Consider the following 21,205-nt stretch of genomic DNA (forward strand, 5'->3'; position numbering starts at 1 on the left):
TGTGGCGCTCGATCTTCACTCCTTCCTTCTGCGTCTCTACACCCCTGGCCTTTTTTTTTTTTTTTTTTTTTTTTTCTCCCCTCCCCCCCCCCCCCCCCCCGCCCCTCCCCGCGAGGGCGAGAGCCGGCCCTCAGGCACTGACGCCGACCTTGAGCTGCTCGCGGACCCAGCCCGAGACGTCGGGGGCGTTGGGCGTGCGAGTCAGGGACTGGGTGATCACCGGGAGCTCGCCGCGCATCCGGTGCGCGTCCGAGACCATGACCTCCATGTCGGCGCCGACCAGCTCGGCCAGGTCGATCTTGTTGATCACCAGCAGGTCCGCGGTGGTGACGCCGGGGCCGCCCTTGCGCGGCACCTTGTCGCCGCCGGCGACGTCCACCACGAAGATCTGCCGGTCCGCCAGCCCGCGGCTGAACACCGCGGTCAGGTTGTCGCCGCCGCTTTCCACGATGACCAGCTCCAGCCCGGGGTGCCGCTCGGCGAGCCGGTCCACCGCGTCCAGGTTGGCGGTGATGTCGTCGCGGATGGCGGTGTGCGGGCAGGCGCCGGTCTGCACGGCCTCGATCCGGTCGGTGTCCAGCACCCCGGCCCTGCGCAGGAAGTCCGCGTCCTCGGTGGTGTAGATGTCGTTGGTCACGACCGCGAGGTTGACCTCCTGGCCCAGCGCGCGGCAGAGCGCCGCGGTCAGCGCGGTCTTGCCGCTGCCGACCGGCCCGCCGATGCCGAGCCGGAACGGGCGCCCGTTCTGCGGTTCGGCCGAGAACGGGTCCGGTTCGGTCGCGGTCGGGTCGAAGTTGACCGGATGCGTGTGACCGTGCCCGTGGCCGTGTCCGTGTTCAGGAAGCAAAGAGACGCACCTCTTCCCGGTGATGGCGATCGTGCGCTTCGGCGAGCAGGTCCAGCGCCGGGGCCCCGGGGGCGGGCAGCTCGGCCGGGTCGAGCCCGGCCACCGCGGCCGCCTCGGCGGCGATCCGGTCGAGGTCGTCGGCCAGTTCGGTGACCACGGCGTTGGCCGCGAACGGGTCCAGCCCGAGCAGCCGGACGCCGGCGGAGGACGGTCCGCTGACCGCCAGGTAACCGGCGGCCAGCGCGGCCTCCAGGGGCCCGGCCCCGGCGATGGCCGCCAGCGCGCCGAGCACGATCGGATGGTGTGGCCGCGGGATCGCGGCCACCAGTTCGGTCAGCACCGGCGACGGCCAGGCGGCCTTGCCGGCGCGGATCATGCCCCGCCCCTGCGCGCGCGAGGCCTCCCGCTGCGCCGGGGACGGGGTGCGGGCGTCGAGTTCGACGTCCAGCTCCCGCCAGTGTCCACTTAGGACACCGCGGGACGCGGCGTGCGCCGCGGCGGCGGCGAACACCGCTTGCAGGGCGCCCGCGCCGTGCAAGCGCCCGTACAAGAATTCGCGCAGGTCGCCGATTCCCTTGATCAGCCCCCGCGCGGCGGCCTCCTCGACGCCGCCGGAGTGCACGTGCCCCCCGCCGGGGAACCGGGAGTCCGCGAGCGCCAGCACCGCAAGACCGGCTCGCACCGCTCTCCCTCCAAACCGGACGAGACGAACCTCATCCGTTCCAGTGACAGGGGTCCGCAATTTCAATGGAAATCGAAGCTCCGATTTCCATTGAAATTGCGTTCCCGCTCGATACTCGGCTGCTTTCGGCCTGTCAGAACAGGAAATAGCGCTGTGCCATCGGCACCTCGGCGACCGGGGCCGGCTCGACGCGCTCGCCGTCGATGTCCACCGCGAAGGTGTCCGGGTCGACCTGGATGTCCGGGGTGGCGTCGTTGTGCAGCATGTCCGCTTTGCCCGCGGACCGCGTGCTCTCGACGGCGACCAACCGCGAGCCCAGCTGCAGCTGCTCCGGCAGCTGCGCGTCCAGCGCCACCGGCGCCACGAAGAACACGCTGCTCGCCGCCGCCGCGCGCGGCTGCGCCCCGAAGCTCGGCCGCGTGATGTAGGGCTGCGGCGTGGGGATCGACGCGTTCGCGTCGCCCATCGCCGCCCACGCGGCGAACCCGCCCTTGAGCACGATGTGCGGGCGGACGCCGAAGAACTTCGGTTCCCACAGCACCAGGTCGGCCATCTTGCCGACCTCCACGGAGCCGACGTGCTTGGCGATGCCGTGCGCGATGGCCGGGTTGATCGTGTACTTCGCGACGTAGCGCTGCGCGCGGTTGTTGTCCGCGCGGCCGTCGCCGGGCAGCGCGCCGCGGCGGCGCTTCATCACGTGCGCGGTCTGCCAGGTGCGCATGATGACCTCGCCGATGCGACCCATGGCCTGCGCGTCCGAGCTCATCATCGAGATCGCGCCGAGGTCGTGCAGGACGTCCTCGGCCGCGATGGTGGACGGCCGGATGCGGCTCTCCGCGAAGGCCAGGTCCTCGGGCACCGACGGGTTCAGGTGGTGGCAGACCATCACCATGTCGAGGTGCTCGTCGATGGTGTTGATGGTGTGCGGCCGCGTCGGGTTGGTCGACGAGGGCAGCACGTTGGGCTGCGAGGCGAGCCGGATGATGTCCGGCGCGTGCCCGCCGCCGGCGCCTTCGACGTGGAACGCGCTGATCGAACGGCCGTTGATGGCTTCCAGGGTCGACTCGTAGAACCCGGCCTCGTTGAGCGTGTCGGCGTGCAACGCGACCTGGACGCCGGACTCCTCGGCCACCCGCAGCGCGCTGTCCAGCACCGCGGGCGTGGCGCCCCAGTCCTCGTGGATCTTGAAGCCGCCCGCGCCGGCGCGCAGCTGTTCCCACAGCGCCTCGCCGCGCATCGTGCTGCCCTTGCCCAGCAGCAGCACGTTGACCGGCATGTAATCGAGGGCCTGCATGATCCGGCCGAGGTTCCAGGCGCCGGGCGTGACCGTGGTGGCCTTGCTGCCCTCGCCGGGGCCGGTGCCGCCGCCGATCAGGGTGGTGAGGCCGGAGGCCAGCGCGGTGTCGATCTCCTGCGGGCAGATGAAGTGCACGTGGGAGTCGATGCCGCCGGCGGTGAGGATCTTGCCGTTGCCGGCGATGATCTCCGTGGACGGCCCGATGACCAGCGAGTTGTCCACGTCGTTGTTGGCGCTGGGGTTGCCGGCCTTGCCGATGCCCACGATGCGGCCGTCGCGGATGCCCACGTCGGCCTTGATCACGCCCCAGTGGTCGAGGATGACGGCCCCGGTGATCACCACGTCCGGCGTGCCCTCGGCGCGGATCGCGGCGGACTGCCCCATCGACTCGCGGATGACCTTGCCGCCGCCGAACACCACTTCGTCGCCGGAGCCGGTGGGCCCCTGGCTGCGGTCCTCGGTGACCTCGATCAGCAGATCGGTGTCGGCCAACCGGATCCGGTCGCCGGTCGTCGGGCCGAACAGCTCGACGTACTGGGACCGGTCAATGGACGATGTGCTCACCGTGGTGTCCCTCGCCTTTCTCGCCGTAGGTGAACGGGGTGGGTTCGTGGTCGCGGGCGTCGAGCTCGCCGACGTACTCCAGCCGGAGACCGCGCACCAGCCGGCTGCCGCCGACGGGCACCAGGTCGACCTCGCGGTCCTTGTTCGGCTCGAAGCGCACGGCGGTGCCCGACGGCACGTCCAGGCGGTAGCCCCAGGCCTTGGCCCGGTCGAACTCCAGGCCCGGGTTGACCGCGGCGAAGTGGTAGTGGGAGCCGACCTGCACCGCGCGGTCGGCCCGGTTGACGACGGTGATCCGGATGCGTTCCCGGCCCGGATTCAGCGGAATCGGGCCGTCGCCGGTGATGATCTCCCCGGGACGCATGAGCACTCCTCGAGATGTCGATACGGGATTGGGGGCTGGCCGGTTCGCCGCGTCAGGTGATCGGGTCGTGCACCGTGACCAGCTTCGTCCCGTCCGGGAAGGTGGCCTCCACCTGCACGTCGTGGATCATCTCCGGCACTCCGTCGAGCACCTGGTCGGCGCGCAGCACCTGGCGGCCGCTCTGCATCAGCTCGGCGACGGTCCGGCCGTCCCGAGCACCCTCCGCGACGTGGTCGGTGATCAGCGCCACCGCTTCGGGGTAGTTCAGCTTCAGTCCGCGGTCCAGCCGCTCGCGCGCAAGGCGGGCCGCAACGTAGACGAGCAACTTGTCGCGCTCATGAGGAGCAAGGTGCATGAAAGCTATTTAACATACGAGGCCCGACGTGGGCCGCCGTGTCCTGCGGGTTTACTCCAGACAATTGACCCATTACAACCTTTTTTCCAACCTTTTGCCCCGCTAACTAAAATTTTTACACCGCCGACATCGCCATGTGATCTAGCTCATTTCAGAGATTTCCCCCACCGATTCCGATTGCTTCCGCCATGTGGACGGGTGCACTGTGTTCCCGACGCCCCGCCACGTCCCCGGCCCGCGCACGCGCGCGGTCCCGACCACCGAGGAGACGAGGCAGCCATGAGCAAGGCGGACCAGACCGAATTCCGCCCGGGCCTGGAGGGCGTGGTCGCCTTCCAGACCGAGATCGCCGAACCCGACCGCGACGGCGGCGCGCTGCGCTACCGCGGCGTGGACATCGAAGACCTGGTGGGCACGGTCTCCTTCGACGACGTGTGGGCCCTGCTGGTCGACGGCCGGTTCGGTGACGGCCTGCCGCCCGCGGACGACACACCGCTGCCGATCCGCACCGGCGATGTGCGGGCGGACGTGCAGGCGGCGCTGGCGATGACCTCGCCGGCCGCCGGTTTCGCGCCACTGCTGGACATCGACGACGCGCAGGCCCGAGCGCAGCTGGCGCTCTCCTCCGCGCTCGGGCTGTCCTTCGTGGCGCAGTCCGCGCGCGGAGATCAGCCGCCGGTTCCGCACGCCCGGATCGCGGAAGCGGCCACCGCCACCGAGCAGTTCCTGACCAGGTGGCGCGGCGAACCGGACCCGAAGCACGTGCAGGCGCTCGACGCGTACTGGGTATCGGCGGCCGAGCACGGGCTGAACGCCTCGACGTTCACCGCCCGCGTGATCGCCTCCACGGGCGCCGACGTCGGCGCCTGCCTGTCCGGCGCGGTGGGCGCGATGTCCGGGCCGCTGCACGGCGGCGCCCCGGCCCGCGTGCTGCCGATGATCGAAGAGGCCGAGCGCACCGGCGACGCGCGCCGGGTGGTGACGTCGATCCTGGATCGCGGCGACCGCCTGATGGGCTTCGGCCACCGCGTCTACCGCGCCGAGGACCCGCGCGCCCGGGTGCTCCGCAACGCCTGCGACCAGCTGCGCGCGCCGCGCTTCGAGGTGGCCCGCGAGCTGGAGCAGGCTGCCCTGGCGGTGCTGCGGGAGCGTCGGCCGGACCGGCCGATCGAGACCAACGTGGAGTTCTGGGCCGCGGTGGTGCTCGACTTCGCGCAGGTCCCGACGGCGATGATGCCGGCGATGTTCACCTGCGCCCGGCTCGCGGGCTGGTCGGCGCACGTCCTGGAGCAGAAGCGCACCGGCCGCCTGGTGCGCCCGTCGGCGCAGTACACCGGCCCGGCCCCGCGCTCCCCGCAGGACGTCGCGGGCTGGGGCTCGATCGACCAGCTGATCGCCTCGGTGTGACCGGTAACCGCCCGTGAGTGTTTTGTGTCGCTATGACGACACAAAACACTCACGGCACCCGAGCGGCGAACAGCGGTAGCGTGGAGTGGTGACGGTCACATCCGGCGAGGCGCAACGGCGGCTGCACGTCGAGTACGCCGAAGCGCTGGAGGCCGACGCGGAGACCAGCGGCGAGCAGTGCAACGACCTCGTCGAGGCGGCGGACTACTGGCACTTCGCGGGCGAGCACGAGCGCGAGGAGCGGGCCCTGCGCGTCGCGGCCGAGGTCGACGACGACACCAACGTGCTCCACGGCCCGGCCGCCTATGCGAAGTTCCTGCTGACGCACGGGCGGCGTGCGGAGGCAGAGGAGCGCTTCGCGCGGCTGCTCCGGGAGGGCTCGAACTGCGAGTGGGCCTACGTGACCGCGTCGATGGCGTACCAGCTCGTCGACGAACCGCAGGAAGCGTTGCGCTGGCTCAACATCGGCGTCAACCGGTTCGTCCCGAGCCTGGACGCCGAGATCGAAATGGGCGACGCCGGCTCCGAACTGCTGCGGCAACGCAGCCTCCTGCGCCGCGAGCTTGGCCTGCCGTCCGATGGCCTCGACGAGCTCCACGACCGGCTGACCGAGCACGGCCGCCAGATCGGAGCACAGATCGAGAACCTCCGGCGGCACGACGAGGCGCCGGCGATCCTCTTCTGGCCGGCGGCGGATTTCGCCGAGATCCAACGAGAACGGCCGGGCTGGTACCCGGGCACCGAGCACCTGGAGCACCGCCGGGAGGCCGAGCGGGCTCTGCAGCAGCGCCCGGAGGCGGCGGTGGTCATCGGCTCGTTCGAGTCGCTGGTGGGCTTCGCGGCGTCGCGCGGCATCGCCCTGGACGAGCAGTCCACCCGCGCGGAGTTCGCCGCGGAAGCCGCCCGCCGCGGCCTGGCCATCGCCTGGCCGCCGGGCCGCAACGACGCCTGCTGGTGCGGCTCCGCGCGCAAGTACAAGAAGTGCTGCGGCGCCCCGGGCTTCGCCTGACCAAGATCCGGATGCTGTTGGCCAACGGCCGACGTCCGCAGTAAGTTGCCTTGCGGCTGTTGGCAGCACCGGGGTCACGACCCCGAAACCCTGCTGCAACACTTGAGCCGAGCCGGCAAAGGCGCCGGTCATCAGGCCACTGGCGCGCGGGAGGCACTGCCCCGCCACCTGCACAGTCACCACAACAACGCCCGGAGGCGCCGGCATGACGCAGGCCGAAATCGACCCGACGACCCTGAAGCTGCCCGAGGAACTCAAGCCCGCCGACGGCCGGTTCGGCTGCGGCCCGTCCAAGGTGCGCGACGAGCAGCTCGCGAACCTGGCCGGCACGGGCGCCGCGGTGATGGGCACCTCGCACCGGCAGAAGCCGGTGAAGTCCCTGGTCGGACGCATCCGGGAGGGACTACACGAGCTGTTCTCCCTGCCGGAGGGCTACGAGGTCGTGCTCGGCGTCGGCGGCACCACCGCGTTCTGGGACGCCGCGACGTTCGGCCTGGTCCGCGAGCGGTCGCTGCACCTCACCTACGGCGAGTTCTCCTCGAAGTTCGCCAAGGCCGCCAAGACGGCGCCGTTCCTGGGCGACCCGGTGGTGGTCTCCGCCGAGCCGGGCGACGCGCCGGAGCCGGTGTCGGACCCGTCCGTCGACCTGATCGGCTGGGCGCACAACGAGACCTCCACCGGCGTGATGCTCGCGCCGAGCCGCCCGGAGGGTTCGGAGAACGCGCTGATCGCGATCGACGCCACCTCGGGCGCGGGCGGGCTGCCGTTCGACGCCGCCGACGTCGACGTCTACTACTTCGCGCCGCAGAAGTGCTTCGCCGCCGACGGCGGGCTGTGGCTGGCCGCGATGAGCCCGGCGGCGATCGAGCGGATCGGCGAGATCGGCGCGTCCGACCGATGGGTGCCGGAGTTCCTGTCGCTGCCCACCGCGCTGGACAACTCCCGCAAGGACCAGACGTACAACACCCCCGCGGTCGCCACCTTGTTCCTGCTCGCCGACCAGATCGAGTGGATGAACGGCCAGGGCGGGCTGGACTGGTGCTCGCAGCGCACCCGCGAGTCGTCGCAGCGGCTGTACTCCTGGGCCGAGGCGTCGGAGTACGCCACGCCGTTCGTGGCCGACCCGGCGAAGCGCTCCCAGGTGGTCGGCACGGTCGACTTCGCCGACTCGATCGACGCCGCCGCGGTGGCGAAGGCGCTGCGCGCCAACGGGATCGTGGACACCGAGCCGTACCGGAAGCTGGGCCGCAACCAGCTGCGGGTCGGCATGTTCCCGGCGATCGACCCGGACGACGTCACCGCTCTGACGAAGTCGATCGATTGGGTGGTTTCGCAGCTTTCCTGACACGCTGAGCCGCCGGGATCCGCCAAGATCCCGGCGGCTTTTTGCCCAGAATGACACCACCAAGTGAACTTTTGGGCACTAGCGGTGATCTTCAACGAAAATGAGTGGTTTTACCCGTTCGCCCGGGCGCCACCTTTCCGGCAAGATCGAAGGCGGAGAGAGCGACCAACAACGAGACGACGTGCCCGGCGTGCCTCCCGCGTCAAGGCGGCGCGCCGGGTTACTGTCACAGCTTGGTGACATGTAGGTCGGCGGGAGGCTGGCGTATGCGAGCGCTGCGAGTGGTCGGGCTCGACGAGGACGGTGAATCCGTCATCTGCGAGGACCCGGAGAACGGCGAGCGCTTCACCGTGCCCGCCGACGAACGACTGCGTGCCGCAGCCCGCGGTGACCTCACCAGGCTCGGCCAGGTCCAGATCGAGATGGAAGCCCAGATGCGGCCCCGGGAGATCCAGGCCCGCATCCGCTCCGGCGCGTCCGTCGCACAGATCTCGGAGGCCTCCGGCATCCCCGAGCACCGGGTCGAGCGCTACGCCTACCCCGTGCTGCTCGAACGCGCCCAGATCGCCGAGATGGCCCAGCGCGCGCACCCGGTCCGCGAGGACGGCCCGGACGTCCAGACGCTCGGCGAGGTCGTCGCGCACACCTTCGGCATGCGCGGCCACGACTACGCCGAGGCCAACTGGGGCTCGTGGCGCGGCGAGGACGGCAAGTGGGTCGTCCAGCTGACCTGGCAGGCCGGGCGCTCGGAGAACCGCGCGCACTGGGTCTTCCACCCCGGCGCGCACGGCGGCACCGTCGCGGCGCTCGACGACCACGCGGCCGACCTGCTCGACCCGTCCCCGAACCGCCCGCTGCGGACGGTCCGGCCGGTCACCGAGCTGGCCCGCGAAGCGCTGCAGCTCGACCAGCAGGCGCAGCCGGTCCCGGAGCGGGTGGAGGAGCCGGTGGTCGCGCAGCGACCGGAGGCGCCGACCCTCGACATGGACACCGGCCCGCCGCCGGCGGAGCCGGTGGCAGAGCCGACGGCGGAGGAGAGCGCCGAAGGCGCGTCCGCCGAGGCGGCGGAGGACGACGCGCAGCGCAAGGCGGAGCCGCGGCGCGGGCGCAAGAGTCATCCGATCGTGCCGTCGTGGGAGGACGTCCTGCTCGGCGTCCGCTCCCACCGCTGACGACCGAACAACCCAACGGGGCCGGGCGAGCTTCTAGCTCACCCGGCCCCGTTGCCATGTCCACCTCAGTTTCAATTGAAACTGGGGATCACCGGCGTGTCGCACCACGACATGCCGACGCCTGTGGAGAACTCCCGCAATTTCAATGGAAATCAGAGGTTCGATTTCCATTGAAATTGCGGGTTGAACAGGGGTGGCGCTCAGCCGAGGAGGCTGAGGAGGAGGGCGATCCAGGCCGCGATGATGCCCACCGCCGTTCCGTACGCCGCCCAGCGCCAGACCGGGACGTTGCGGCCCAGCCAGATCGACGGCGCGAACCCCGCGGCCACCGCGATGTTGACCACCGCCGCGAGGATTCCGCTCACGTCCGCCAGGCCGAGCGTCACCACCACCAGGGTCACCGTCACGATCGCGCCGATGACCGCGCTGATCACCAGGCCCGGGCCCCACGGCGTGGGCTGCACCGGGGCGATCGTTCCGCCGCGCCACCCGCGCATCGCGTGCGCCGAGCGCGGTCGGCCGATGTGGTCGAGTTCGCCGCTGAGCGGGTCGACGTAGCCGATCTGGCCGCCGGTCTCCGCCGCCAGGCGCATCGCCAGCTGGCGACCGCGCCGCGAGACGAGCTCCGCCGTGGTGTCCGCGGCTTCCTCGGTCTGCAGCGCTTCCACCACGTGCGCCCACTCGTGCAGCGCCGCGACCAGCGAGCCGGGCAGCCGCAGCCGGGCCGGGTCGACCTCCCGGCCGATGCCGCGCACCAGCACCGCGCGACCGGATCGCGCGTGCAGCTCCCAGCCGGTTTCCCGGGCGTCCATCACGTTCCGCTCATCGCGTGGAAGGCGATCGCACCGGCCGTGGCGACGTTGAGCGAATCCACCCCGCTCGCCATCGGGATGCGGACCGCGAGGTCTGCGGCCGCGATGGCCTCGTCGGTGAGCCCGGGGCCTTCGGAGCCGAGCAGCACCGCCACCGGGCCGCTGTCCAGGGCCGCTTCGCGAAGGGATTTCGCATCCGCCCTGGGGGTCAGCGCCGCAACGCGGAAGCCGTTGTCGCGCAGCAACTTCAGGTCTTCCGGCCAGGAGTCGAGGTGGGCGAACGGTACGCGGAGCACGTGCCCCATCGACACCCGCACGCTGCGCCGGTACAGCGGGTCCGAGCAGCCCACGCCGAGCAGCACGCCGTCGACGCTGAGCGCGGCGGCGTTGCGGAACAGCGCGCCGAGGTTCTCGTGGTCACCGATGCCTTCCAGCACCACCAGGCGGCGGGAGCGGGCGATGAGCTCGGCGGGCTCGACGACCGGCGCGCGATCGGCGACCGCCAGCACGCCGCGGTTCAGGTGGAAACCCACGACGCGCGCCATCACGTCGGCGTCGGTGACGTAGGCGGGCACGTCCAGGGCCGCGGTGGCCTCGGTCAGCTCCTCGATGCGGCGGCGCACGCCGAGCAGCGCCCGCACCGGGTACGGCGAGGCGAGCAGCCGCTCGACCACCACGACGCCTTCGGCGATCACCAGCCCCCGCCCGCCCGGCCGGTCTGGGCGGCGGTCCGCGCGGGACAGATCGCGGAAGTCGTCGACCCGCGGGTCGTCGACGTCGTCGACCTCGACAATGTGCACCACGCCCGCATTCTCGCACCCCCCGCCAATCGAGTCGGCCCGGCCGATCTCGCGCCGTCGCGCGCGACTCGTGGGGCCGGAGGTGCCGGCATGATCTCCCGGGAATTCCGGCAAACCACACGAAGACCGACTATCGAGGCTGTTTTGAATTGCCCACCCTGTCGGGGTTCTCCCGGCTAGGACAGCCCCGACGTGGTGAATTGGCAGTCATGATGTCGGGCATCCCACAGCGAGAAGGCGAACTCCCGCAGGGGGCCGCCCGCACCGCCACGCGGAGCAAGTTCGGAAACGGTCTCTATCGGCTCCGGGGGCGGGAGGGAGTAGGTTCCGCAACATGACTCGACTCGGCGACACTGAACTCGACGTCTTCCCCATCTGCCTCGGTGGCAACGTGTTCGGCTGGACGGCGGATCGCGACGCCACCTTCACCGTTCTGGACCAGTACGCCGCCGCGGGCGGCAACTTCATCGACTCCGCCGACAGCTATTCCGCTTGGGTGGAGGGCAATTCCGGCGGCGAATCCGAGACCTTGATCGGCGAATGGCTGCGCGCCCGCGGCAACCGCGACGACATCGTGGTCGCCACCAAGGTCGGCAGGCTGCCGGGCCGCCGCGGCCTGTCGGCGGCGAACATCAAGGCCGCGGCGGAAGATTCGCTGCGCCGCCTGGGTGTCGACCACATCGACCTCTACTACGCCCATGGGGATGACGACCCGTCCATCCCGCTGGCCGAAACCCTGGCCGCCTTCGACGAGCTGGTGCGGGCGGGCAAGGTCCGCTACATCGCGGCGTCGAACTACACCGCGCCCCGGCTCGCCGAGGCGCTGGAGGTCTCCCGCCGCGAGGGACTGGCCGCCTTCTCCGCGCTGCAGCCGCACTACAACCTCGTGGAACGCGGCGAGTTCGAAGGCCCGCTCGCCGACCTGTGCGCTCGGGAGAAGGTGAGCGTGCTGCCCTACTACGCGCTGGCGCACGGGTTCCTGACCGGGAAGTACCGCCCGGGCGGGGACAGTTCGGACAGCCCACGCGCCGAGAGCGCCCGTGCCTACCTGGACGAGCGCGGTGTGAAGGTGCTCACGGCGCTGGACGAGATCGCAACGCTGCGTGACGTGCCGGCGTCCTCGGTCGCGCTTGCCTGGCTGCTCGGGCAACCGACCGTGACCGCCCCGATCGCCAGCGCCCGCAACACCGAGCAGCTCGCCGACCTGCTCCCGGCCGCCGGGTTGGAACTGACCGAAGCCGAGCTGGAACGGCTCACCGACGCCTCCGATTGATCACTCTTCGCGCCGTGCGTGACACCGTTTTGGCCGCTGGTCCCCCGGGTACCGATGTGTCACGGTGGTTTCCCCAGCGCTGCGCGCTGACGTGCTGCCGATCAAGCGGGGAGACGGCATGGGACGGCACGTGGACGATCAAGCGTTCAAGCCAGTGGACCGGCAACGGTATCGGAACAAGATGCAGCGCGGCCTGGACGCCCTGGCCCGGATGCTCGCCGAGGGCAATTTCTCCTTCCCCCACCAGCAGATGGGGCTGGAGATGGAGCTGTGCCTGGTGGACGAGCAGATGGAGCCGTCCATGTCCAACGCCGTGGTGCTGGAGAAGATCAGCGAGCCGGTGTTCACCACCGAGCTCGGCCAGCAGAACATCGAGCTCAACGTGGAGCCGCAGGTGCTCGCGGGCGACAGCGCCCTGGAGCTGGAGTCCCGTCTGCGCGCAGCGCTGCTGCGCGCAGACGGCGGGGCGCACGACGCGGGCGCGAAGATCGTCATGATCGGCACGCTGCCGACGTTGCGCAGCGCGCACTTCGACCCGAACTGGCTGTCGCGCAACCCGCGGTACTCGCTGCTCAACGAGCAGATCTTCCTGGCGCGCGGCGAAGAAATGCTGCTCGACATGGAGGGCGTACCGCTGGACGACGCGCAGCCCGAGAAGCTGCGGTCCTACGCCGATTCGATCCTGCCGGAGTCGGCGTGCACGTCGGTCCAGCTGCACCTGCAGGTGTCGCCGGAGGATTTCGCGGCGCATTGGAACGCCGCGCAGTGCCTGGCCGGGGTGCAGGTGGCCATCGGCGCGAATTCCCCGTTCCTGCTGGGCAAAGCTCTGTGGCACGAGACGCGGATTCCGCTGTTCCTGCAGGCCACCGACACGCGTCCGGTGGAGCTGAAGAACCAGGGCGTGCGGCCGCGGGTGTGGTTCGGCGAGCGGTGGATCACCTCGATCTTCGACCTGTTCGAGGAGAACGTCCGCTACTTCCCGGCGCTGCTGCCGGAACCGGAGGAAGAGGATCCGCTGGCGGCGCTGGACTCCGGCCGGGCTCCGACGCTGGCGGAACTGCGGCTGCACAACGGCACCATCTGGCGCTGGAACCGGCCGGTCTACGACCTGGTGGACGGGGTTCCGCACTTGCGGATCGAGAACCGGGTGCTGCCGGCGGGGCCATCGGTGGTGGACATCGTCGCCAACGCCGCGTTCTTCTACGGCGTCCAGCGGGCGCTCACCGAGCAGGACCGGCCACTGTGGACTCAAATGTCGTTCGCGGCGGCGGAGGAGAACTTCTACGCCGGCGCCCGGCACGGGTTCGACGCGCACCTGTACTGGCCGAGCGTCGGCTGGGTGTCGCCGGACGAGCTGGTGATGCGCCGTCTGCTGCCGATGGCGCACGACGGCCTGCAGGCGTGCGGCGTGTCGGACGCGGCCCGCGAACGCTACCTGGGCGTGATCGAGAAGCGGTGCCTGGCGAAGCGCAACGGCGCGACGTGGCAGCGGGAAACGGTTGCGCTGCTGGAAGATCGCGGCGCGGACCGGCGCGGAGCGCTGGCGGGGATGCTGCGCCGCTACATCGACCTGGCGGACAACGGAGACCCGGTCCACACCTGGCCGGTGGGCTGAGGTTCCCGATTTTGCCTAAAATCGCGATCCGCCCGCGCTAATCGGGTTCCTGATTTTGCCTAAAATTGGGAACTCCTCCGAACGCGACCCGACCAGCTGGGGTGGCACGCTCCTCTCCAGCCGGTACCGGCGCCGTTCCTGGTGGCGGTCACGCTGCACGTCAGAGGGCTCCGTCGACGTCGAGGGTGGGGCGGCCGTTGTGGTGGGCCAGGCGGGCCCGGATGCCGAAGACCCTCGCGAGCAGGTTCTCGTCCAGGACTTCGGTCGGGGTTCCCGCTCTGGTGACCTCGCCCTCGTGGAGGACCGCGATGCGGTCGCAGAACTCCGCCGCATGGCGTAGGTCGTGCAGCGTCATCAGGACCGTCAGGCCGTCGCTCGCCAAGTCGCGGAGGAGGCGGAGGATGCTGTACTGATGCCGCAGGTCCAGGTGGTTCGTCGGCTCGTCGAGCACGAGGACCCGCGGCTGCTGCGCCAGCGCACGCGCGATCGCCGCTCGCTGCCGCTCGCCGCCGGACAACGTGCGCACATCTCGTTCCGCCGCGTCCAGAAGTCCGGTGGCGCGCAGGGATTCGTCGACGATGCGCTGGTCCGCCGCCCGCATCCGCTCCAGCAGCCCCAGGTGCGGCAACCGGCCCTGCGTCACCACTTCGCGCACGGTCAACGCCGCGCGGTTCTCGGTTTCCTGCACCGTCGCGGCGAGGATCCTGGCCAGCTCGCGTCGCCCGGCCTTCGTCCGCCCCGCCACCTCGATGGTTCCGGCCGTCGGCTCGATCGCCCGGTACAGCGCGCGCAGCAACGTCGTCTTGCCGCTGCCGTTCGGGCCCACCAGCCCGAACACCTCGCCCTCCCGCACCTCGACGTCCACATCGGACAGCACCGCCCGGCCGCCCAGCTCCACGCGCGCTCCGCGCACCCGCACGCTCATGCGATCCTCCGCTGCCGCCGGAGCATGATCAGGAACAGCGGCCCGCCCACCATCGCGGTGAGCACCCCGACCGGCAGTTCGGACGGCGCGATGACCAGCCGCGCCACCAGGTCCGCCAGCACCAGGAACACCGCGCCCAGCAGGGCCGACACCGGCAGCATCCGCCGCGCCTCGGCTCCGACCAGGAAGGTCGCCGCGTGCGGCACCAGCAGGCCGACGAACACGATGCCGCCCGCCACGGCTACCGCGGTCCCGGCCAGCAGCGAAATCCCGACCAGGCAGGCCACCCGGAAGGCCCGGGCGTTGAGCCCGAGCGCGGCGGCCGCATCGTCGCCGCCGTGCAGCACGTTCATCCAGCGGCCCGCCGCCACCGCCGCGATCAGCCCGATCACCAGCACCGCCGCGGGTACCGGCAGCGACTCCCAGCGCGCGGCCCCGAGCCCGCCGGTGATCCAGAACAGCACCTGCTTGGCCTGGTCCCCGGTCGCGAAGACGTGCAGCACCAACGAGGTCGCCGCGTAGGACACCTGGCCGACCGCGAGCCCGCCGAGCACCAGCGTCGTCACCGATCCGGAGCGCCCGGCCACGGCCAGCACCACGACCAGCGCCAGCAGCCCGCCGAGGAACGCGGCCACCGGCAGTCCCAGCGCCCCGGCGCCGACGCCCAGCACCATCACCACCGATGCCGCGAAGCCGGCGCCTTCGGACACCCCGAGCAGGTAGGGGTCGGCCATCGGGTTCGCGGTGACCAGCTGCGCGATCGCGCCGGAGAGCGCGAGCGCCGCGCCGACGACGATGCCGGTCACCACCCGCGGCATCCGCGAGTCCCACACGATCGCGGCCCGCACCCGCGTCCAGTCCGCGTCGATCCAGGGCACCACCGGCTCCAGCACGATCCGCCAGACCTGGTCCAGCGGCAACCGGACCGAGCCCAGCGACACGGCCAGCGCGCCGATCACCACCAGCGCGATCAGCAGCACGGCGTGCACCAGCACCAACCGCGCCCTCATGCGCCGTGCAGGTCCCGGGCCAGCCGCTCGACTGCGTCGGGGAACCGGATGCCCTCGGTCAGCTCGACGAGCGGGATCGTGCTGAACCGCTGCTCGCGGACCGCGGGCGTGCCCGAGGCGAGCGGATGCCCGGTCAGGTACGCCTGCTTGTTCTGCACCGGAGCGGCCAGGTAGTCGACGAGCACGATCGCCCGCGGGGCCCGCGCCGCCACCTGCTCCCAGCTGACGTCGGCGAAAACCTCCGGCACGTCGCCGAAGACGTTGCGACCACCGGCCCGGCGCAGCGCATCGTGCCCGACGCCGTTGCCGCCGAGCGTGAAGGCGGCCTGCTCGCCGGAGTCGTAGACGAAGACGTCGACCGGCTCCGCGCCGGCCAAGCGCTCCTCGACCGCGCGCACCCGCTGCTCGATCCCGGCCGCGACCTGCCGCGCGTTCTCCTGCAGGCCCAGCACCTCACCGAACATCGCGATGTCCGACAGCAGCGTGTCCATCCCGGCCGGGCTCGCGGCGCAGGACTCGGAGAGCAGCAGCGTGCGGATGCCGTTGTCCTCGAACGTCTTCCTGCTCCGGCCCTCCGTGTCGTCGAAGGCGCTGCCGTAGCCGCCGACGACCAGGTCGGGCTCGGTTTCGAGGATGCGCTCGTAGGACGGGTACTGGTCGGCGAGCAGCGGCACCCCGGCGTACGCGGCGGCCACCGACGCCGGCGGCGCGAGATCGTCCGGGTAGGCCGTGCCGACCAGCCGATCGCCCAGGCCGAGCGCCAGCAGGATCTCGGTGGCGTGCTGGTTGAGGCTCACCACGCGCTTCGGCGGTTCGGGGAACACCTCGGTGCTGCCGCAGTTCTCGACGCGCAACCCGTCGGCCTGCGACTCGGCATTGGCGCAGCCCGCGAGGGACAACGCGACTAGGACCAGGACGAATAAGCGGCGCATCTTGCCTTCCAGGGCGAGCGAGCCTGCGCCGAAGCCGGGGCCGCGCGGGCGGCCGCGAGTCCCTGACCCCGACCGCAGACCACGGCGGTCGTTGGAGCCATCCCTCGCGAACAGGTGATCGGGCTCGCCGCGCATCGCGCGGCCTACCGTTGCGGGTCAGCGCCGGACTTCGACCGGCTTCCCCCGCTCGCAGGGCCTGCCGAGGATGCTGCCCCACGCGCCGAACCGGGTCAACCGGGCAATTTCCCCCGACGCCGCAACGTCTTCGCTGCTCATCGCGGTCGCAGCGGGGACTCGCCCGACAGATGAGATCAACGCCTCCATCCGGCTTAGTTGCCATAGGGTGGCAGTAGCTAGAGTCTGTCGATAGCGAAGGGAGACGCTCAATGGCGCAGCAGTACGTGTTGCCGGAGTTGGATTACGACTACGCGGCGTTGGAGCCGGCGATCGCCGGTGAGATCAACGAGTTGCACCACAGCAAGCACCACGCGGCGTACGTCAAGGGCGCCAACGACACGGTGGACAAGATCGCCGAGGCGCGGGAGAAGGGTGACTTCTCCTCCATCGTGGGGCTGGAGACCACGCTGGCGTTCAACCTGGCGGGGCACTCGCTGCACCTGGTGTGGTGGAAGATCCTCTCCCCCAACGGCGGGGACAAGCCCACCGGCGAGCTGGCGGCTGCCATCGACGAGGACTTCGGCTCGTTCGACAAGTTCCGCGCCCAGCTGGAGGCGGTGTCGACGACGATCCAGGGCAACGGCTGGGGCGTGCTGGCCTGGGATCCGGTCGGTCAGCGGCTGATCACCCAGCAGCTGCGCGATCACCACTCGAACCTGTCGATCGCGACGACGCCGCTGCTGGTGTTCGACATCTGGGAGCACGCGTACTACCTGCAGTACCGCAACGTGAAGGCGGACTACGTCAAGCACCTGTGGAACGTCGTCAACTGGGACGAGGTCTCCAAGCGCTTCGCCGACGCCCGCGCCGGCTACAACGGCCTCCGCCTTCCCACCGCCTGACAGGCAGAACCACCGCGCCTTCGGTTCTCGCTGGTCAGAAGCCGTGAGTGTTTTGTGTCGCCATAGCAGCACAAAACACTCACGGCCCCACCACTCGGCGGTGAGTGCTCCGACAAGCCCACTGCCGAAACTTCGGGGCCTTCCTCCGGGAGGGCCCCGAAGTCCTTTTCCGGGCCTGGATACGACCGGGCCCCGGCCTCCCGCAGGAGACCGGGGCCCGATCTGTTCCCGAACTGACTACCGCTCCCACCACGAAGCGGACGTGTTTTAGGTTAGCCTAACCTTTCGACTTGGGCAACCCCGTTCGCCGCCGCCAGGCCAGCACCGCGACGCCGCCGAGCGCGGCGGCCAGCGACGCCAGCCCGCCCAGCAGGATCGGCCAGCGCGGCCCGAGCACCTCGGCGAGCCATCCCGAAGCCAGCCCGCCCAGCGGCTTTCCGCCCAGGAACAGCAGCATGTAGAGGCCCATGACCCGGCCGCGCATGGTCGGCTCCACGGCCAGCTGGACGGTCGCGTTCGCGCTCGTGGTGAACGTCATCACAGCGATCCCGACCGGCACCAGCGACGCCGCGAACAGCTCGTAGGTCGGCATCAGCGCCGCCACGGCCTCCAGCACGCCGAAAACGCCGGCGCCCAGCAGCATCAGCCGCAGCCTCGGCACCCCGCGGCCGCTGCGCCGGGCCGCCAGCGACGCCCCGGTCAGCGTGCCGACCGCGAGCATGGTGATCAGCAGGCCGTAGCCGTCGGCTTCGCGCCCGAAGACGTTGCGCGCGATCACGGCGAAGGAGCTCTCGAAGTTCATCCCGAACGTGCCGACGAAGAACACCAGCACCATCACCACGAGCAGGTCCGGCCGCCCGCGCACGTAGCGCAGCCCGGCGCGCAGCTGGCCGCGTTCCTTCGGTGGCGGCTTGGCCCGGTGCAGCGCCGTCGCGTCCATCAGCGCCAGCCCGGCGACCACGGCGACCGAGCTCAACCCGTTGAGCAGGAACACCCAGCCGGTGCCGATCGCGGTGATCAGCACCCCGGCGATGGCCGGGCCGACGATGCGCGCCAGGTTGAACGTCATCGAGTTCAGCGCGACGGCGTTGGTGAGCTGCCGGGGCCCGACCATCTCGACGACGAAGGACTGCCGCACCGGCGCGTCGACAGCGGCGAAGCAGCCGAGCACGAAGCACAGCAGGTAGACGTGCCAGAGCAGCACGACACCGGTGACGTCGAGCAGCCCCAGCACGAGGCCGCAGACGCCGAGCGCGCTCTGGGTGGCGACGAGCATTCGCCGCTTGTCGAAGCGGTCGGCGATGACGCCCGCCCACAGCGTCAGCAGCAGGGTCGGGGCGAACTGCAGGGCGACCGCCACGCCCAGCGCGGCCGGGCTGCCGCCGGAGAGTTCCAGCACCAGCCAGTCCTGCGCGGCGCGCTGCATCCACGTGCCGGTCAGGGAAACGACCTGGCCGGAGGCGTAGTAGCGGTAGTTGCGCTCCCGCAGCGAGCGGAACATGCCGCCGGAGCGGTCCGATGTGGACGGTGGTTCGCGGTTGGCCGGATCTCCGCTCGGGTCGGTTCCCGTGCGTGCCGCAGATCGGTCAACCACGCTCGTGCGTACCGCCTCTCACCGGACTCCGGTCATCGGCCGGCCAACCGGTCGATGATCTCCGCCGCCTGGAACAGCACGCGGCGGTCTTCCTCGGTCAGGTCCGCGAGCTGCTGGTCCAGCCAGCGCTCCCGGATCGAGACCTCTTCCTCTATGCGGGCCTGGCCCGCCTCGGTCAGCTCCACGATGGCCTGCCGGCCGTCGGTGGGGTGCGGCCGACGTGCGACCAGCCCGGCGTCTTCCAGGGCGGAGATCACCCTGGTCATCGACGGCGGCTGGACGCCTTCCCGGGCCGCCAGCTCGCCGGGCGTCAACGCGCCGGCCTTGTGCAGACAGGACAGCGCCGACAGCTGGGACAGCGTGATCTTCGAGTCGGTGCTCTGCGCGCGCAGCCGCCGGTTCAGGCGGACGACGGCGAGCCGCAGCCGACTCGCCAGGGTGCGCTCGCGCTCCGCGATATCGGACACGTCGTTAGTCTACCAAACTATCTCGGGGAATCGGACAAACTGATCAGGCCTGATCAGTGGCCGTCCACCATAGCCAGCAGGCGACCCCGCACCCGGAATCGCAACCCAATCGACGCACTGCTCCGAACGGCCCAAAGCCCCGTCACGCCCGGCGAGGCCCGTGTGCACTTTGTGCTGTTATGGCTGCTATGGCGACACAAAGCGCACACGGCCGATCACCTGCGCAAACGCCGAGGCGGATCAGATGCCGAAGAGCACGTGCAGCGGGCCGGAGCAGAAGTAGAGCACGAACGCCGCCGACACGACCCACATCAGCGGGTGCACGGTGCGGATGCGGCCGGTGAAGACCCTCAGCAGCACGTAGCTGATGAAGCCCGCGCCGATGCCGTTGGCGATCGAGTACGTGAACGGCATGACCACGATCGTCAGGAACGCGGGCAGCGCGATGCTGAAGTCGGACAGGTCGATCTGCCGGATCTGGGTGAGCATCATCGCCCCGACCACCACCAGCGCCGGAGCCGCCGCCTCCACCGGGATGATCTGGTAGAGCGGGGTGAAGAACATCGCCGCCAGGAACAGCAGGCCGGTGATCACGTTCGCCAGACCGGTGCGCGCCCCCTCCGCGATACCGGACGCGGACTCCACGAACACGGTGTTGGAGCTCGCCGAACCCAGCCCGCCGGCGACCGCGCCGACGCCCTCGACGGCCAGCGCCTTGCCGATGCCCGGCAGGTTGCCGTCCTTGTCGGCGAGCCCGCCCTCCTTGCCGAGGCCGGTCATGGTGCCCATGGCGTCGAAGAAGTTCGCCAGCACCAGCGTGAACACCAGCATCGCCGCGGCCAGCGCCGGCAGCCGCGTCCACGCGCCGAAGGAGATGTCACCGACCAGCGACAGGTCCGGCAGGCCGATGACCTGCTCCGGCACCGCCGGGTAGCCGAGGTTCCAGCCGTAGGGGTTGACGCCCTTCGACGGGCCCGCGGAGAAGATCGACTCGATCACGATCGACAGCACCGTGGTGACGGCCACGCTGATCAGGATCGCGCCCCGCACCTTGCGCGCCACCAACACCGAGGTGAGCACCAGCCCGAACACGAACACCGCGGTCGGCCACGAGGCGATCGAGCCCTCGATGCCCAGCCCGACCGGCACGGTCGTGTTGGCGGCATCCGGCAGGCGCCGCACGAAACCGGCGTCGACCAGGCCGACGAAGGTGATGAACACGCCGACGCCGACCGCGATCGCGGCCTTGAGCTCGGGCGGCACCGCGTTGAACACCGCGGTCCGGAACCCGGTGGCGACCAGGATCAGGATGATGATGCCGTCCACCACCACCAGACCCATCGCCTCGGGCCAGGTGACCTGCGGCGCGATGGTCACGGCCAGCAGCGTGTTGATGCCGAGCCCGGCGGCGATCGCGAACGGGTAGTTGGCGATCAGTCCGAACAGGATCGTCATCACGCCCGCGACCAGCGCGGTGGTCGCCGCGACCTGCGAAACCGGCAGGATGTTGCCGAGCACGTCGCGCTTGGCACCGGCGTCGTCGGGAGAGGAACTGCCGAGGATCAGCGGGTTCAGCACGATGATGTAGGCGACCGTGACGAACGTGACCACGCCGCCGCGAACTTCCCGCCCGACGCTGGACCCGCGGTCGGTGATCTTGAAATACCGGTCCAGCAGCGACTTCTTGGAAACGTCTCGATCCACCATCAGTACTTC

Annotated in this window: 20 protein-coding genes; 7 read left to right on the forward strand and 13 right to left on the reverse strand. The window is 70.5% G+C overall.

The window, feature by feature from the left end; all coding sequences use genetic code 11:
- Nucleotides 1-130: 130 nt before the first annotated feature.
- From ureG to AC07EQ_RS16315, 5 genes are all read right to left on the reverse strand, one after another.
- A complete protein-coding gene (ureG, locus tag AC07EQ_RS16295; RefSeq protein ID WP_478388754.1) occupies nt 131-847 on the reverse strand; it encodes an urease accessory protein UreG in 717 nt (238 codons plus the stop codon).
- On the reverse strand, nt 837-1,529 hold the full coding sequence (locus AC07EQ_RS16300) for an urease accessory protein UreF (protein WP_478388755.1): 693 nt from the start codon (nt 1,527-1,529) through the stop codon (nt 837-839). Before AC07EQ_RS16300 ends, ureG begins: the two co-directional genes overlap by 11 nt.
- A gap of 133 nt (nt 1,530-1,662) precedes the next feature.
- The gene (locus AC07EQ_RS16305; protein ID WP_478388756.1) at nt 1,663-3,390 is read right to left on the reverse strand and encodes an urease subunit alpha; all 1,728 of its coding nucleotides are present in this window, start codon (nt 3,388-3,390) and stop codon (nt 1,663-1,665) included.
- Nucleotides 3,371-3,754: an urease subunit beta gene (locus AC07EQ_RS16310; RefSeq protein ID WP_478388757.1), complete on the reverse strand. Its 384-nt coding sequence runs from the start codon at nt 3,752-3,754 to the stop codon at nt 3,371-3,373. The genes AC07EQ_RS16305 and AC07EQ_RS16310 overlap by 20 nt, the downstream gene beginning before the upstream one ends.
- Nucleotides 3,755-3,806: 52 nt before the next feature.
- The gene (locus tag AC07EQ_RS16315) at nt 3,807-4,109 is read right to left on the reverse strand and encodes an urease subunit gamma (RefSeq protein ID WP_093272126.1); all 303 of its coding nucleotides are present in this window, start codon (nt 4,107-4,109) and stop codon (nt 3,807-3,809) included.
- Nucleotides 4,110-4,388: 279 nt separating this feature from the next.
- On the opposite strand from AC07EQ_RS16315, the gene AC07EQ_RS16320 reads away from it, so the two are divergent.
- The 4 genes from AC07EQ_RS16320 (at nt 4,389) to sepH (ending at nt 9,042) form a co-directional block, all read left to right on the forward strand.
- Entirely contained in the window at nt 4,389-5,516 is a 1,128-nt protein-coding gene (locus tag AC07EQ_RS16320) for a citrate synthase 2 (RefSeq protein WP_478388758.1), read from the forward strand.
- Between the two features lie 88 nt (nt 5,517-5,604).
- Entirely contained in the window at nt 5,605-6,525 is a 921-nt protein-coding gene (locus AC07EQ_RS16325; protein WP_478388759.1) for an SEC-C domain-containing protein, read from the forward strand.
- A gap of 205 nt (nt 6,526-6,730) precedes the next feature.
- Nucleotides 6,731-7,870: a phosphoserine transaminase gene (serC, locus tag AC07EQ_RS16330; RefSeq protein ID WP_478388760.1), complete on the forward strand. Its 1,140-nt coding sequence runs from the start codon at nt 6,731-6,733 to the stop codon at nt 7,868-7,870.
- A 266-nt stretch (nt 7,871-8,136) separates the two neighbouring features.
- A complete protein-coding gene (gene sepH, locus AC07EQ_RS16335) occupies nt 8,137-9,042 on the forward strand; it encodes a septation protein SepH (protein ID WP_478388761.1) in 906 nt (301 codons plus the stop codon).
- Between the two features lie 200 nt (nt 9,043-9,242).
- Here sepH and AC07EQ_RS16340 read toward each other — a convergent pair whose 3' ends face one another.
- A complete protein-coding gene (locus tag AC07EQ_RS16340; protein ID WP_478388762.1) occupies nt 9,243-9,854 on the reverse strand; it encodes a DUF2537 domain-containing protein in 612 nt (203 codons plus the stop codon).
- Nucleotides 9,854-10,657 (reverse strand): TrmH family RNA methyltransferase, encoded by an 804-nt coding sequence (locus AC07EQ_RS16345; protein ID WP_478388763.1) that lies wholly within the window; start codon nt 10,655-10,657, stop codon nt 9,854-9,856. The genes AC07EQ_RS16340 and AC07EQ_RS16345 overlap by 1 nt, the downstream gene beginning before the upstream one ends.
- 331 nt (nt 10,658-10,988) lie before the next feature.
- Here AC07EQ_RS16345 and AC07EQ_RS16350 point away from each other — a divergent pair, with 331 nt between their 5' ends.
- Both AC07EQ_RS16350 and AC07EQ_RS16355 read left to right on the forward strand, forming a co-directional pair.
- The gene (locus AC07EQ_RS16350) at nt 10,989-11,927 is read left to right on the forward strand and encodes an aldo/keto reductase (RefSeq protein WP_478388764.1); all 939 of its coding nucleotides are present in this window, start codon (nt 10,989-10,991) and stop codon (nt 11,925-11,927) included.
- A 118-nt stretch (nt 11,928-12,045) separates the two neighbouring features.
- On the forward strand, nt 12,046-13,542 hold the full coding sequence (locus AC07EQ_RS16355; protein ID WP_478388930.1) for a glutamate-cysteine ligase family protein: 1,497 nt from the start codon (nt 12,046-12,048) through the stop codon (nt 13,540-13,542).
- A 160-nt stretch (nt 13,543-13,702) separates the two neighbouring features.
- Here AC07EQ_RS16355 and AC07EQ_RS16360 read toward each other — a convergent pair whose 3' ends face one another.
- The 3 genes from AC07EQ_RS16360 to AC07EQ_RS16370 are packed head-to-tail and all read right to left on the reverse strand — an operon-like array spanning nt 13,703 to nt 16,409.
- Nucleotides 13,703-14,467 carry an ABC transporter ATP-binding protein gene (locus AC07EQ_RS16360; RefSeq protein WP_478388765.1) on the reverse strand — a complete coding sequence of 255 codons (765 nt, stop codon included), beginning with the start codon at nt 14,465-14,467 and terminating at the stop codon, nt 13,703-13,705.
- Nucleotides 14,464-15,477: a FecCD family ABC transporter permease gene (locus AC07EQ_RS16365; protein WP_478388766.1), complete on the reverse strand. Its 1,014-nt coding sequence runs from the start codon at nt 15,475-15,477 to the stop codon at nt 14,464-14,466. The genes AC07EQ_RS16360 and AC07EQ_RS16365 overlap by 4 nt, the downstream gene beginning before the upstream one ends.
- Nucleotides 15,474-16,409 (reverse strand): ABC transporter substrate-binding protein, encoded by a 936-nt coding sequence (locus tag AC07EQ_RS16370; RefSeq protein ID WP_478388767.1) that lies wholly within the window; start codon nt 16,407-16,409, stop codon nt 15,474-15,476. Before AC07EQ_RS16370 ends, AC07EQ_RS16365 begins: the two co-directional genes overlap by 4 nt.
- Before the next feature lie 386 nt (nt 16,410-16,795).
- Here AC07EQ_RS16370 and AC07EQ_RS16375 point away from each other — a divergent pair, with 386 nt between their 5' ends.
- Complete coding sequence (locus AC07EQ_RS16375; RefSeq protein ID WP_478388768.1) at nt 16,796-17,428, forward strand: superoxide dismutase; 633 nt, start codon at nt 16,796-16,798, stop codon at nt 17,426-17,428.
- Between the two features lie 277 nt (nt 17,429-17,705).
- Here the strand turns inward: AC07EQ_RS16375 and AC07EQ_RS16380 are convergent, their stop codons facing one another.
- From AC07EQ_RS16380 to AC07EQ_RS16390, 3 genes are all read right to left on the reverse strand, one after another.
- Nucleotides 17,706-19,022, reverse strand: a complete 1,317-nt coding sequence (locus tag AC07EQ_RS16380) for an MFS transporter (RefSeq protein WP_478388769.1) — start codon at nt 19,020-19,022, stop codon at nt 17,706-17,708.
- A 32-nt stretch (nt 19,023-19,054) separates the two neighbouring features.
- A complete protein-coding gene (locus tag AC07EQ_RS16385) occupies nt 19,055-19,489 on the reverse strand; it encodes a MarR family winged helix-turn-helix transcriptional regulator (RefSeq protein WP_452618239.1) in 435 nt (144 codons plus the stop codon).
- Nucleotides 19,490-19,729: 240 nt separating this feature from the next.
- Complete coding sequence (locus AC07EQ_RS16390; protein WP_478388770.1) at nt 19,730-21,196, reverse strand: NCS2 family permease; 1,467 nt, start codon at nt 21,194-21,196, stop codon at nt 19,730-19,732.
- Nucleotides 21,197-21,205: the final 9 nt, after the last annotated feature.

This window comes from Saccharopolyspora sp. NPDC045839 (genome assembly GCF_056431645.1).